This window comes from Phaeodactylibacter luteus (assembly GCF_007993045.1).
GTDB lineage: Bacteria > Bacteroidota > Bacteroidia > Chitinophagales > Saprospiraceae > Phaeodactylibacter > Phaeodactylibacter luteus.
Genome location: NZ_VOOR01000290.1, coordinates 1 through 218, shown reverse-complemented (window position 1 = coordinate 218; position 218 = coordinate 1). Strand labels below are relative to the sequence as shown.

The 218-nt window shown below is 62.4% G+C and carries 1 protein-coding gene; it reads right to left on the bottom strand.

The window, feature by feature from the left end:
• Nucleotides 1-218, bottom strand: a 218-nt coding sequence (locus FRY97_RS22880) for a hypothetical protein (protein WP_170254928.1), incomplete at both ends; no start/stop codon positions are given.

The window sequence follows — 218 nt, the reverse complement described above, 5'->3', positions numbered from 1 at the left end:
GGGTTCGTTACCGTGACTATGTTGGTCAGGCCGCCCGTGAAATCGGCAGGCACGTCCACGTTCACCGTGTAGGTCACTACCGCCCCGTTGGACATGTTCGTGATCAACTCACTGAAGTCGCCCGTGCCGCTGGCATTGGACAGCGTCGCTGTGCCGGTCGTCACTACCGCCGTCCAGCTGCTGATCGTTGTGCCCGTAGGCGCGGTGTCCGCTACCGT